We start from the raw sequence: 12938 nt of genomic DNA, 5'->3' as shown, positions 1-12938 counted from the left end.
TGGTGCATGACGAAACGCCGCAGCGGCGGTGCTATGATCCTCGATTACCTTCGCCTATATCTTTTCCGGAGAAGTCGAGGGAACCGGCACGAGCTATGCCGAGATTCTTTCGAACGCTACCCTGAAGGCGACCGGAACGTTCATTAGTAATGCGGGGAATCAGTGGTATGACGGGTATCTTACGCTTCGAAGCGGAGGGACGATGGACAACCGTCATCTGAACTCCAGTTTTCTGTCGGTCGGCGGTGAGTCGGAGAACATGTTCGGCAGCCTGATCCTGGAACCCGACGCCACGGTCAATGCGTCCCTGTTCAAATTATATGATTACGGAACGGTGTCCTTTCAGCTCGGGGAAGACAGCGTCACGACGATCAACACGACCAAGAGTAATGCGACGGACTCCAACGTGGTGGACGGTACGGTCATGATCGATATGGCCGATCTGACGACGAATGGGTCGTATACGCTGATCGACAGTGCAAGCAGCAACGTGACCCTCACCGGTGCTCTGATCGACGATATCGTTTCGGCCGGAGGCACCATTTCCAACGCGTCTCAGTCGACGCATCTCGACGTCCTGAACGCCGGGACCTGGGAATGGGAAAGGCCTTTTTTACGGTCAGGGCGTGCTCTCCGAGCGCGCCGCTCTTCGGACGGCTCTTCGGACGGCTGAGACAGCCGTCCCTACCTTCGCGTGTGATTTCGTTCTGTGTTCCCGGGTAGGGCGTGCTCTCCGAGCGCGCCGTCTTTCTTCATACCGCGTGATTCAAGATCGCCTCCAAAGCTTGTAAGATGCTTCAGCCATGAACCCAACGTCCGCCGATTCAGAAAAAAGAAACGGAGCGATCATGAACATTCGAGGCGCGTTATCCAGTGACCTTCAGTTGAGCGTCAGCCACCTGGGCTACCGGCCCGATTCGCCGAAAACGGTCACCCTGGTCGGCGCGACAAAGGACGATCTTCCCGAGCAAATCCCCTTTTATCTTCGCCGGGCGATTCCGCGACTGAAGCGCACGCAGGAGCGTCCCGATGCGTTCGGCGTTCACTTCCCGTGGCCGTTCGACCCGATGAACGGCGAGGTGCAGCCGGAGCGGGGTGAGGGTCCGGGGCGCTACGTGTACGAAGGGATGCTCGTTCGTGAGGAGACGCGATGGGGCACGGTCTGGCAGGGCGATTTTTCTTCGTTTTGTGAACCCGGGGCCTGGGCGATCGAAACGGAATATCAAATCTCGCCGCCGTTCATGATCCGGGACCGGGTGTACGAACGACTCGAGCTCGGCTTTCTCAACTTTCTCCATGCGCAGCGTTGCGGATGCGAGGTGCCCGGGGTGCACGAGGCCTGCCATCTCGACGACGGGGTACTCGAGGACGGCACGCCGTGGCCGGCGGCCGGAGGATGGCACGACGCCGGCGACGTCCGTAAATGGCTGGCCCTGACGCAGGGTAATCTCGAGGGACTGGTCACCGTCGCGGAGCACGGTCATCACGCCTTTCGGGATCGCGCGTGCGATGAGATCCGCTGGGGCAACCACCTTTTTCACGCGATGATTACCGAAGAGGGTCAGGTCTTCGAAGACGTCGCCGGCGGCGAGGTCCCTCCGGTCATCATGGAATCCTCGGGGAATCTTGAAGACGCCTGGTGGTACGAGAATCATCCCGGATGCAGTGCCGCACAGAGTGACAACCGGTGGACGGACAATCGTCCCGGCTCGGGGGACGAGCGGCTCGTGCGCCGATTCTACAACCCGGCCGTCCAGTTCGCGTTCGTGCATCATCAGCGTCAGTGCTCGCGTGTCCTGCCCGACGCCGACGGGGTCCGATGCCGGATGCTCGCCGAACGCGCCTGGCGGTACGGGCGCGGGCGGGGGCACGACGGGCGGACGCTATTTGTGGCGCAGGAGCTTCTGGCCGCGCTGGAGATGAACGAGATGGATGCCGTGCGCGAACTCGCCGGGGAACTGATCGCGCGACAGGAGACCGGCGACGAAACCATACGCGGCTTCTTTTACGAAAAGGACCGCGTCGACGCCTACCGCAGCATCACCTTTGCCGAGTCGCCGGTCTGGGCATTATTGAAGCTGATTGAGTTCGCGCCCGCCGGCCTGGACGACCTCATCGGGCGGGCGCGGGAGGCGGTGGCCTTCTACTGTGACGGGTATCTCGTCACCGATGCAGCCTCCAATCCGTTCTCGCTCGTCCCGTACGGCGTGTACGTCGACCCGCCGCATCCGGGCCACCAGACCTTTCGCGACGCCGGGGGAGGGCGGGGCATTCGCTCCTTCATCCAGGTCTTCGGCCGGCAGGGGGTGATCCACGGAACCAGCGGGGTCGTACTCGCTCACGCCGCGGTACTGGCCAAGGCCGCCGCACTCCTCGATCGGCCGGAGTGGCGTAGGCTGGCCGAGCGACAGATTCAGTGGACGCTGGGGCACAACATCGTCAACCGCTCCCTATACAATGGTATCGGATACCGCCAGCCCGTGTTCTACGGAGCCCTGACGACGCAGATCCCCGACGCGACCTGCGTCGGATTCATCGGTCGCCCGGACGATACCCCGTATCTCGAAGAGAGCCTCGCACTCATCTGGAGCACGCTCGAGATCTGGGACGTCCCGTACCACCACCTGATGAAGGCCCTGCCGTGGATAACGGGATGATGCGGCGCTTAAGAAGGATCTCAGACGTTGATCTGAGACAGGCTCAACGCGTGGGCGGACTCGCGCATTTCCTGATCGTAAGTAAATAGCTTAACATTCGGGACTGCACGGGCCAGCCGCTCCATGACAAAAAGGTGCGCCGCATCGGCCGCGCGGAGTCGCAGGGAGCGATTGAACGCGCAGAGGGCCTCCAGCTGATGGTCCGGTAGTTCAATCCAGAATAATGCACGCTCTGCGCGGCCCCAGTTTTCCCAAGCCTCCATGGGCGCACGGCGTCGCGCGAGGGCGGCTTCGGTCTCCACCTTCAGCCAGCGCCACGCAAAACGCTCTTCCGTTCTCTTCCAGACGGACAGTGCTTCTTCTGAGTAAGGCTCGGCAATCAATAGCGGGACCACCGTGCTGGTATCAAAAAAGACGCGGCTCACCATGACTTTGCCCCCCGCATCTTTTGTACGGTATTGATGTCCTCACGACCGTCTCCCGCGGTCACGGGCGGATTTAAATCGGAGTCACCGTCAGAGGGGTGTTCGCTGAGAATGAGACCCGCCTGCTTGAGTCTGGCGTGCAGACGGCGGCGCTCGTCCTTCACTTCATTTTCCCCGCCCGCAGGGACCATGTACGCAACCGTCCGCTCTCGAACGCAGACTTCGAGCGGTTCGTCTTGCCCTTCCAGTTCTCTGAGGTAGCGGGAGAGATGAGCTTTCAGTTCGCCGACTTTAACCTTCATGAGGTCAAGTTAGTCTTTATATAGGGTCATAACAATACCTATTTCGGTAAAAGGTTGCCAGCGGTGGTCCCGGAAAACGGAGCCAGTGAGGGGCGGATAGACAGCATCGGGCTCTCCCGGTACAAAGGAGACCGAAAGGAGAGCCGATGAAGAAGCCGAGACGAAATCACAGCGCGCAGTTCAAGCGCGTATCGCGATAGAGGCGTTGCGCGGCATCAAGACCGTGGCGGAGATCGCGGCAGAAAACAACGTGCATCCGACGATAATCACTCGATGGAAAAATGAGCTCACAGAGGGCGCAGCCGAACTCTTTGAGCGCAAGAAGGCCCGGATCAGGAAAAGCGCGGGCTGGAAAAGAACTGCGACCGTCTCCGACGAGTTCAAGGACCCATTCTCGACGGCCGCAGGCTATGGACAACTCGCCGGAGTTGTGGCAGAACACTCGCAGGAAGCGGGAGACCTGATGCTGACTTAAAGCTCGAAAAAACTGGCTCCGCTATCGGGACCACCGCTGGCCTGGCCCGCGCCTCGGGACGGGGTTGGATAATGGAGGAGCATGATCATGAAGCGGCTGTGTATGGGCATGGTGATGGCAGGCTGTGCGGCAACCGCGCTCGCGCTGGAACACGTCGACGTGACCCGGGTGGAACTGGCGGGCGAGCCGTCGCGTCGCCGACAGATTCAGAAGAAGTATCTCTGGCGTTATCAGACGGGGCGGTTGCGCCATTTCGAAGGGTTCCTGGATTTCGAGCGCGATCTTTTGGGCCCCTATCTTGACCGTCGATCTGCGGAATGGGTGAGGGAGAACCTGTTGTGCGGCTATACGGCGGTTGGAAAGACCCTCGAAGCGGGGGTACTGTATGAGGCCTCCGACGCGGACCCCGGTCCGGCAGCCCGTACGGCGGGCTATATCCGGCAGCTGATTGATTCGCAGGATCCGGACGGGTATATCGGCATCTATCCGCACGGGGAGCACCCCCCGCTTTTTTATGGATGGACCCTTCACGACGGGGCCTATATCGACCTCGCGATGATCGAGCACTTCCGCCGTTTCGACGCCGGGCCGTCGCTCGAGTCCGCGCAGAAGTTTGTCGATCTCGTGATGGGTTCATGGGATCGCGCGCCGACCCGGCCGGGCCGTTGTTCGCCGATCGGGATCACCGATGCTTCGCGCGAGCTGTACCGGACCACGGGCCGGGAAAAGTATCTCGAGTTCTTCGCCGATACTCCGTTCGACGGTCGCTTCATCGCCATGGAATCCATCCGCGACTGGCGGCAGCGAATCTATCCCATGCGCGCGCCTTCCAGCGACGACGCTTCGGCCAGATTCGAGAGCAAGATCCACACCTACCGCCTCTTTGCACGCTGTATAGATCAACTCGCCCTGAACGCGATAGAGCCCGATCCCGGTCTCGAATTCATGAGCGATTACCTGCTCGCGAAAATGGTCCATCGCAAGGCACCCGGGATGTTTATCACCGGCGCCACCGGGCGCTCCGAGGGCTGGGTCGAAGATCAGGACGGCCGGGGAGCAGTGGGCGAGGCATGTGCGGTGATCCATCAGATCTGGTGGCTGCAGCGTTTGATCGAACTGCGGGGCGATCTGAGGTATGGCGATCTGATGGAGCGAATGATTTTCAATCACATGTATGGCGCGCAAAACAGCGATCCCACCGATGGTCGTACGCGTTATTTCACCCCGCTCAGCGGCGCGCGCAACTACCGCAAGGGCGCTCACTGTTGCGAAGGCAATACCCGGCGCTTCTGGGCGCGGCTGCCGGAACAGGTCTACTTCACCGGGGAAGATGCCATCGCAGTAAACCTCTATATGCCTTCGGAATTGAAGGCCGAGCTCGGAGGACTTCCCGTCGTCGTGAAACAGGAGACCCCATATCCGCGGAAGGGAACGGTTGCCTTGACGGTAGCGCCTCTTCGTCCGAAGACGTTCACGCTTCGTCTGCGCATCCCGCAATGGGCGGACCGTCACGAATTGACGGTGAACGGTCGAAGGATGGAGTCCCGGGTGGAGCAGGGCAGGGTCGCGATTACGCGTCGATGGAAGAAGGGCGATACGGTTCTTCTCTCCCTGCCGATGACATGGCGCTGGGTGAGCGGGAAACTTCACTACGACGGACGCGCGGCGCTCATGCGGGGGCCGCAGGTGTTCTGCGTGTCGCGTGAACACAACCCCGGCCTGGAGGGCGTGGCGCTCTCTTCCATCACCATGGATCCTTCCTCGATGCGGGCCATGGAACCGACCGGCCTGACGGCCGAACGGGGAGGACAGGCGGTGCGGGTTCGCGGGACGATGCCCGACGGTCAGGAGGTCGAGGTCGTCTTTAATGACTTCCCGGAAGAGGGAGGAGAGGAGACCTATTTCCCGCTGAGTGATCCGTCCGCCGCGACAGAGGACGAGTTGTACCGTGACGTCGATCTCGATCGATGGGAGTCGACTCTGCCCCCGGAGCCGAAGCCGTTCACAAATCCTGATGAAGCGGACGTGAATTGGATCGGCGAAGACGGGCGTCGTTATCTCAGCGCGTCACAGGCGACCGGGGCCACGCAGGGCTGGCCGAAGCGCTCGATCGCCGATATGCGTGACGGGCGGAATATCGGGGGGCGTCCACTGCGTATGGGCGGGGTAGGATACGAACACGGGATTGGAACCCATGCGCCCAGCCGAATCGTATTTCAGCTCGAAGATGAACTCGCGGGCTATGCGCGTTTCGCGGCGACCGTAGGCATAGACGATGAAATGCGCGATAAGCCGGCGAAGGTTCGTTTTTCCGTGAAGCGGGACGAAGCGACCGTCTACGACTCCGGCCCGGTAACGCCCGGCACCGAACCGATCTCCGTCGATGTCCCCCTCGAAGACGCGAAGACGCTCACGCTCGAGGTCGATGCACTGGGGGATATCCGGTTCGATTTTGCCAATTGGGCCGGGGCCGCGTTGTTGCGCGAATGAGGATTCTCATCCACTGCCTCCCCCCTGTGCCCCTTTGTGGCCCTTCAGCTCGGCCCGATAGCGCCTTGGCGTCGTGCCGGTATACTTTTTGAAGACCGTGGCGAAGTACTGGCTGCTGGAGAACCCGAGCTCATGCGCGATATCGGTGATTCGCCACGCCGTCCCCGTCAAGTGGTCACACGCCAGCTCGAGTTTTCGGCGCAGAAGCATCTCATGAGGCCGCTCGCCCGTCTCGAGCTTGAATCGGCGGAAGAACTCGCTCCGGCTCAATCGCGAGGCATGACGGAGATCCGCCACGACGACCCCTTCGCAGAGGTGCTCGTCGAGGTAACGGAGCGCCCGGTGTACCGGTGGTGTCAGGGCGGGCCGGTCATCGGAACGACCGGCGCATTCGATCGTTTCGGCAAGCAATAGCGTGAGGCGGCTGCGCTGCAACAGACGGGCATGCCATTTAGGATGTTCGCAGACATGCATCATCCGTTCGAGTAAGGCCACGATTTGAGTGCATCCCGGAAACTTACGCGCCTCGAATTCAAAGAGCCGGTCGAGCAGCTTGCGCATCTCCTCGTCGCGCCCCGCTCGAATCGCGTCGATCTGAACAAAAAAGAGTTCCCCCGGCTCCATGACCGATCGGCACCCTCCGTGCACTTCGCCGGGCAGGGTGAGAAAACAGTCGCCGGGGTGCAGCACATATTCCCGTCCGCCGAGTTCCCAGTGCAGGTGGCCCGAAATAATGCCCGCGAGTTCGAAACAGTCTTTATGAATATGATGCGGCAATTCGGTCAGCGCGACGCCGTAACGAACCCGCCCCAGATGGGGGATGAACGGACACTGCGTGTCGTCTCCGGCATAAGTCTGACGCCAGCCGGAACAGGAAGGCTGTTCCACATAGGGCAGCCGGCCTTCCGCCTCACGCATCATCCGGGTGTGGGGATCGCGGGATTTCACCGTGCAACCATACCCGGCAGCGTGGGCGCGACTCAATAAAATGTATGATATAGTCTGGAGCCCCGGTTGAACGTCAGCGTGATTAATACGGACTAGGCTCAAACATCTTTCGGATTTTTATGAGGAGAGAGCACATGAGCCAATTATATGTTCCTGTGGTAATCATGCTTTCGCTGCTGCCCATGATTACCCCCTTGCGAGCGGCGGTGACTCCGTACGCGATGGATGAGAGGACCGCGGCGCTGTACCACTTCGATGCCGTAGAGGGTCGCGAACTGCAGGATAGCTCCCCGGCGGCCAACCACCTTCTGATACCCGAAGGCGGAGATATTTTGACCGAAGGACCTCCGGGCCTGGGTTCCGCACTCATCACGGGAGGAGACCGCAGGATTGAGCGCGGCGGCGAAACGGCGAATCTCAAAGAATTCGATACCACCTCGTTCACGATCGAAGCCTGGGTACGGCTTGATCGGCCGAGACCGGGATTGCAGGGCCTGGTGCGGATCGACGACGGTGGCGGCCCGAACGAGATCCGGGACTCGCTGGTACAGTTCATCTACAACGGCCGGGAGGGCGAGCTTCAACTGGGGTTCATGAAAGAGCCTGAAGGGGTATACCACGTGGTGCGTTCGCCGCACCTGGACCTGGCCGGGCAGGGATGGGTCCACCTGGCCGTGACGTACCACGAGGGCGAGGTGCGCTTCTTCGCCGATCCCGCCCGGCGCCGTGACTACATCCCCTCCCGCGCCGGTTCGCCGCTCGGCTCCCCCGTGCGCGCGCCGCGCATTCGGGGACTCCATGCAGACGGGCGGGGTCAGATCGGCATCGGCGGCTTTGCCAACATCGGTGCGTTCAATGGTGCGATAGACGAAGTGCGCTGGTCCAACGGCGTGCGTGATCAGTTCAACCTGATGGAGGGTGAGCCTCAGGATGAGGAAGCCACGTTTCGCGCGACAGCTTCGGCGAAGTCGTCCGCGCCCGCGGAGTTCGATCTCCAGGTCTACGAGGCCTACGCGCCACAAACCCCGCCGCCCGAGCCCCGTTTTCGGGCGCTGCCCTTCGGCGCTGTACAGCCCTCCGGCTGGCTGAGAGCCCAGATCAATCGCGATGTGGAGCAGGGGGCGTTCGCCTGGTTTGATCAATTGAGCTGGACGGTACAGAACGACGCTTTCGGCACGCGCGGGGATAACCCGGAAAAGCAGGGCCACTACGGGGTCTACTGGGACGGCGCGCACGAGGGATACTGGACCGATGCACGGGTCCGCATGGCTTATCTCTCCGATAACACGGCGGCGCGGGCCAAGGCCGACCGGTGGGTCGAACACATCCTTGAGACGCAGGACGAGGACGGATATCTCGGCATCTATCCGCCGGGTCGCAGGTATGCGCGAGCCCTTTCCGGCGAAATGCCGACCAAGGCCTGGATGAACATGGGCCTGATCGCCTACGCACAGGCCACCGGGCGTGAGGACGTACTCGGTGCCGTGGAGCGCGAGGCGAATCTCACCATGCGCTCCTACACGCCGGAACATCGCTATTATTCGCCCATACCGAAATACGGACGGCGCGCCGGGATTACTCACGGCCTGCTCTACGGCGAAATCATGGAGCTGCTCTGGAAGGCGACGGGCGAGGAGGTGTACCGCAACTACGGCCACTTCTATTACGACGATTACAATACGCTGACGAACGCCCAGTTGGTCGGGACCGATATGCAGGTCCATCATCTGCTCGACGAGGATCTCGACTTTCAGGGACACGGCGTGCATACCGCCGAGCATCTCCGTTTCCCTCTCTGGGCGTGGTACTGGACCGGCGATCCCGTCTACCGCGACGCCTTCGACGCCGCGTTGCGCAAACTGGAGCGCCATGGCTCGGTCAGCGGCAGCCTCTGCGGCGATGAGGATATCGGCGGGCGCCACGCGCGATCCGACTTCGCGTATGAGTTCTGCACCACGACCGAGCTTATGATTTCTCTGCTCTACGCAGCCGAAAAGACCGGTGATCCGGCATACGCCGACCGCGCCGAGACGGCGTTTTTCAATGCCGCCCATGGTGCCCGCCTGCCCGACGGCACGGCGCACAGTTATCTGACCCCGGATAACCGCCTCTCGATCAATACCGTGCCGCACCACACCCACGACAAATACAAGTATTCGCCGAGTCACTTCCCGCCGTGCTGCACGCTGATGCTGTTTCGCATCGCACCCTACTACGTGCAGCACATGTGGATGGCGACGGAAAACAAACCGGGGGTGGCCGCCGTGGCCTATGGCCCAAGCCGTCTGGCGACCGAGATCGACGGAGTGCACGTCGAGATCGAAGAGGAGACCGGCTACCCCTTCACGAATCGTGCGCTGATTCGCGTGACGCCGGAACGGCCGCACTCCTTCGACCTGTGGTTAAGAAAACCCGGATGGTGTCCGGAGATCCGTTTCGATACGGACGCCGAGGTGGAACTGATCGATGGCTATTACCGGCTTCACCGGAAATGGATGCCCGGAGATGAAGTTGCCCTGAAATTCGAGATGCCGATCCGGGCGGTGGAGAGCGTCGACGGTCTTACGGCCCTCGCACATGGCGCACTCGTCTACGCCTTTAAGATCCCGGAAAAGGCGATCCCGGTTAAAACGTGGGGCGAGAGCGGGCTGCACGATTATCACTTTGAACCGGCGTATTTCCACCACCGATGGAACGGATATTGTTTTGATCGCAATCTGGGCCCGGCGTTCGGGTTCGAGGTGGAGAGAGACGAGGCGGCGGATCTGAACGATCCCTGGACATCCGTTCCGGTTCGCTTGCGCGGGAAACTGCTGGTCGGGTTCGGCCATGTACACGATGAGGTGACGCTCGTTCCGATGGGGAGTACAGTCTTGCGCCGGACGACCCTGCCGGTGGGACAGCTTAACGAGCAATAGAAGGAAGTGGTTTCATGCACTGGATCGACTGGGTTCTGGTGACCGGATACTTTGCGTTCATCCTGGGATTCGCGACGTGGATCAGTATGCGGGCGCGGCGGAAACAGGCGATGGATTCGGCCTCGTTTTTTCTCTCCGGACGCGATGCGGGATGGTGGGTCATCGGGGCTTCGCTCTTCGCGGCGAATATCGGATCGGAACATCTCGTCGGGCTCGCCGGGACCGGGGCGGCCTCGGGGGTCGCGGTGGGGCAGTTCGAGATCGCCGCTTCACTGATTCTACTGCTGCTCGGCTGGCTCTTCGTGCCGTTCTATCTCCGCAACGGGGTGTTCACGATGCCCGAGTTCCTTGAGCGCCGCTACTCGGCCGGATCCCGGTGGTACCTTTCGATCATTTCGATCATCGCCTATGTCCTGACCAAGATCTCCGTTACCATCGCGGCCGGCGGGATCGTCTTCGAAGCGATCATGGGGATCAATTTCTGGGCCGGAGCGGTGGCCGTGGTGGCGATCACGGGGATCTACACCCTGCTGGGCGGGTTGCGTGCGGTCCTCTATACCGACTTCATCCAGATCTTTGTGATTATCGCCGGATCGCTGACGGTCACCCTGTTCGGTCTCGATAAGGCCGGCGGATGGAGTGAGGTCCACGCCACGGCGGGACGATCCTTCTTTAATATGTGGACCAATCCAGATTTTCCCTGGACCGGTCTCGTGATCGGCGTGCCGATTCTCGGCGTGTGGTACTGGTGCACCGACCAGTTTATCGTGCAGCGCGTCCTCTCCGCGCGAAACTTTCATCACGCGCGCGGCGGCACCGTATTCGGGGGATTTCTGAAAATACTCCCCCTCTTCCTGTTCGTCATCCCGGGTATCATCGCCCATGCCTTGGCGCAGAAAGGCATGCTGGAACTGGAGGATGCCGATGCCGCACTGCCGACGATGGTGGCGGCGCTCCTCCCGGTGGGATTCCGGGGGCTCGTGGTGGCCGGACTTCTGGCAGCACTGACCAGCTCGCTCGCCTCCGTCTTTAATTCCTGCTCGACCCTGATCACCTTCGATATCTACAAGAAGCTCAAGCCGGATGCCACGGAACGAAGCCTGGTCCGGGTGGGGCGGGTAGCGACCGGTTTTCTGATCCTCTGCGGCCTCGCCTGGATCCCGTTGATGAAGCTCGTCTCAGGCGAACTCTACAAATACCTTCAGAGTGTTCAGGCCTATATATCCCCCCCGATTACCGCGGTGTTTCTGGTTGGACTCTTCTCGCCGCGCGTGAACGGCCGCGGCGCCCTGGCGGCGCTGCTGACCGGCTTTGTCCTGGGAACGGCTCGGCTCGTGCTCGAACTGAACGCAGGTGCGCTCGGCCCGGGCCCGCTGCGCTCGCTGGTAGAGATGAACTTTCTGCATTTCGCGGGCGTGCTGTTCGCCTTCTGTTCGGTCGTCCTGGTGCTGGTGAGTCTCCTCACCCCGGCCCCGGATCGCGAACGGTTGCGGGGGCTTACGCTGGCGACGGGCGTCGAGGGCGAGGTCAGGGAAAAGGCGAGTCCGCTGGTAATCGCGGCCAGCGTGCTTCTGCTGGTGACGGTGCTCGCGATCTGGGTGGTGTTTTCATCGTGGGGAGTGGGGTGATCCTGTGAACGGGTATGAACGTGTTCGTGCCGCTCAGCGCGGCGAACCCACGGACCGGGTGCCGGTCTTTCTGCACAATTTCATGGCGGCCGCGCGCGAAGCCGGATACACCATGCGCGAGTTTGGTACGGACCCGCGCAAGGCCGCCGACGCCTTTATTCGCATTACGGAGAAATACGATCTCGACGGCGTGCTGATGGACATCGACACCGCCACGACGGCAGGAGCCCTGGGCGTACCGATCGATTTCCCCGAACACGAGCCGGCGCGATGCGAACACGGACTGCTGCGGACGCTTGATGATCTTGAGCGCCTTGAGCCGGAGCGGATCGGCGAAAACGAACACCTCCAAGTGTGGCTCGAGACGATGCGGCGGCTCAAGGAACACTTCGGCGATGAGAAGTATCTGCGCGGCAACATCGACCAGGCCCCGTTCTCGGCCGCCAGCATGCTGCGTTCGCCGCAGGCGTGGATGATGGATCTGGTCGATGAGGAGAACCACGAGGCGGTGCATCGACTGCTGGAAATCTGTACCCGCGCCACCTGCCGATTCATCGATTTGATGGCCGGGGCCGGCGCGCACATGGTTTCGAGCGGCGACAGTCCCGCCGGCCCGGCCATGATTTCCCCGGAAATGTACGGGGAATTCGCACGCCCTTACGAGGACCTCGCCGCCGAACACGCTCACGAGCAGGGGATGCCGTACCTGCTGCATATCTGCGGGGATACGGGAGCGATTCTCGACCAGTTCGCGGGGCGACCGATCGATGCCGTCGAACTGGACTACCAGACGGACGTGCAGCGTATCCACGACACTTTGAGCGGCACGTCGGTGGCTTTCTGGGGCAACGTAGATCCCAGCGGTGTACTGGCACGCGGAACTCCGGAGCGCGTCCGCTGCGAGGCGCGCAGGCTCATGGATCTGTTCTCAGACACGCCGCGCTTTGTGCTCAACAGCGGTTGTGCGCTCCCCGCCGATACGCCGGAAGAGAATATGCGCGCGTTCCGGGAGGTCGTCGATGAGACCTGAAATCCTGCAGATCTGAAAATGTAGAGTTGATAAAGCGTACGCTATGTCGTACGTTGTGATCAAAA

Annotated in this window: 10 protein-coding genes; 7 read left to right on the top strand and 3 right to left on the bottom strand. The window is 61.4% G+C overall.

Features of this window, described 5'->3' with window-relative positions; genetic code table 11:
- Positions 1–202: 202 nt before the first annotated feature.
- Both L21SP4_RS05980 and L21SP4_RS05975 read left to right on the top strand, forming a co-directional pair.
- The gene (locus tag L21SP4_RS05980; RefSeq protein WP_052881801.1) at positions 203–673 is read left to right on the top strand and encodes a hypothetical protein; all 471 of its coding nucleotides are present in this window, start codon (positions 203–205) and stop codon (positions 671–673) included.
- A gap of 175 nt (positions 674–848) precedes the next feature.
- Entirely contained in the window at positions 849–2657 is a 1809-nt protein-coding gene (locus tag L21SP4_RS05975; RefSeq protein ID WP_160300708.1) for a glycoside hydrolase family 9 protein, read from the top strand.
- A 20-nt stretch (positions 2658–2677) separates the two neighbouring features.
- On the opposite strand, the gene L21SP4_RS05970 is transcribed toward L21SP4_RS05975, so the two are convergent.
- Together L21SP4_RS05970 and L21SP4_RS12920 are read right to left on the bottom strand one after the other, a co-directional pair.
- The gene (locus tag L21SP4_RS05970) at positions 2678–3085 is read right to left on the bottom strand and encodes a type II toxin-antitoxin system VapC family toxin (protein ID WP_052881799.1); all 408 of its coding nucleotides are present in this window, start codon (positions 3083–3085) and stop codon (positions 2678–2680) included.
- Positions 3079–3384, bottom strand: coding sequence for a hypothetical protein (locus L21SP4_RS12920; RefSeq protein WP_144413769.1), 306 nt, complete (start codon positions 3382–3384; stop codon positions 3079–3081). The genes L21SP4_RS05970 and L21SP4_RS12920 overlap by 7 nt, the downstream gene beginning before the upstream one ends.
- Before the next feature lie 205 nt (positions 3385–3589).
- On the opposite strand from L21SP4_RS12920, the gene L21SP4_RS05960 reads away from it, so the two are divergent.
- Together L21SP4_RS05960 and L21SP4_RS05955 are read left to right on the top strand one after the other, a co-directional pair.
- Complete coding sequence (locus L21SP4_RS05960) at positions 3590–3859, top strand: hypothetical protein (protein ID WP_052881797.1); 270 nt, start codon at positions 3590–3592, stop codon at positions 3857–3859.
- An 87-nt stretch (positions 3860–3946) separates the two neighbouring features.
- A complete protein-coding gene (locus tag L21SP4_RS05955) occupies positions 3947–6349 on the top strand; it encodes an NPCBM/NEW2 domain-containing protein (RefSeq protein WP_160300706.1) in 2403 nt (800 codons plus the stop codon).
- Positions 6350–6355: 6 nt separating this feature from the next.
- Here the strand turns inward: L21SP4_RS05955 and L21SP4_RS05950 are convergent, their stop codons facing one another.
- Positions 6356–7297, bottom strand: a complete 942-nt coding sequence (locus L21SP4_RS05950; protein ID WP_144413768.1) for a helix-turn-helix transcriptional regulator — start codon at positions 7295–7297, stop codon at positions 6356–6358.
- Between the two features lie 134 nt (positions 7298–7431).
- Between L21SP4_RS05950 and L21SP4_RS05945 the strand changes: the two genes are divergently transcribed.
- From L21SP4_RS05945 to L21SP4_RS05935, 3 genes are read left to right on the top strand one after another with little or no spacing between them, the layout of a single operon-like run.
- Positions 7432–10215, top strand: coding sequence for a beta-L-arabinofuranosidase domain-containing protein (locus tag L21SP4_RS05945; RefSeq protein WP_160300704.1), 2784 nt, complete (start codon positions 7432–7434; stop codon positions 10213–10215).
- Between the two features lie 14 nt (positions 10216–10229).
- A complete protein-coding gene (locus tag L21SP4_RS05940; protein ID WP_052881793.1) occupies positions 10230–11843 on the top strand; it encodes a sodium:solute symporter in 1614 nt (537 codons plus the stop codon).
- 4 nt (positions 11844–11847) lie between these two features.
- Positions 11848–12873, top strand: coding sequence for a uroporphyrinogen decarboxylase family protein (locus tag L21SP4_RS05935; protein ID WP_052881792.1), 1026 nt, complete (start codon positions 11848–11850; stop codon positions 12871–12873).
- Positions 12874–12938 lie beyond the last annotated feature (65 nt).

Source organism: Kiritimatiella glycovorans (genome assembly GCF_001017655.1).
Taxonomy (GTDB): domain Bacteria; phylum Verrucomicrobiota; class Kiritimatiellia; order Kiritimatiellales; family Kiritimatiellaceae; genus Kiritimatiella; species Kiritimatiella glycovorans.
The sequence above is the reverse complement of the archived record's forward strand: the minus strand, read 5'-3'. Positions and strand labels throughout refer to the sequence as shown.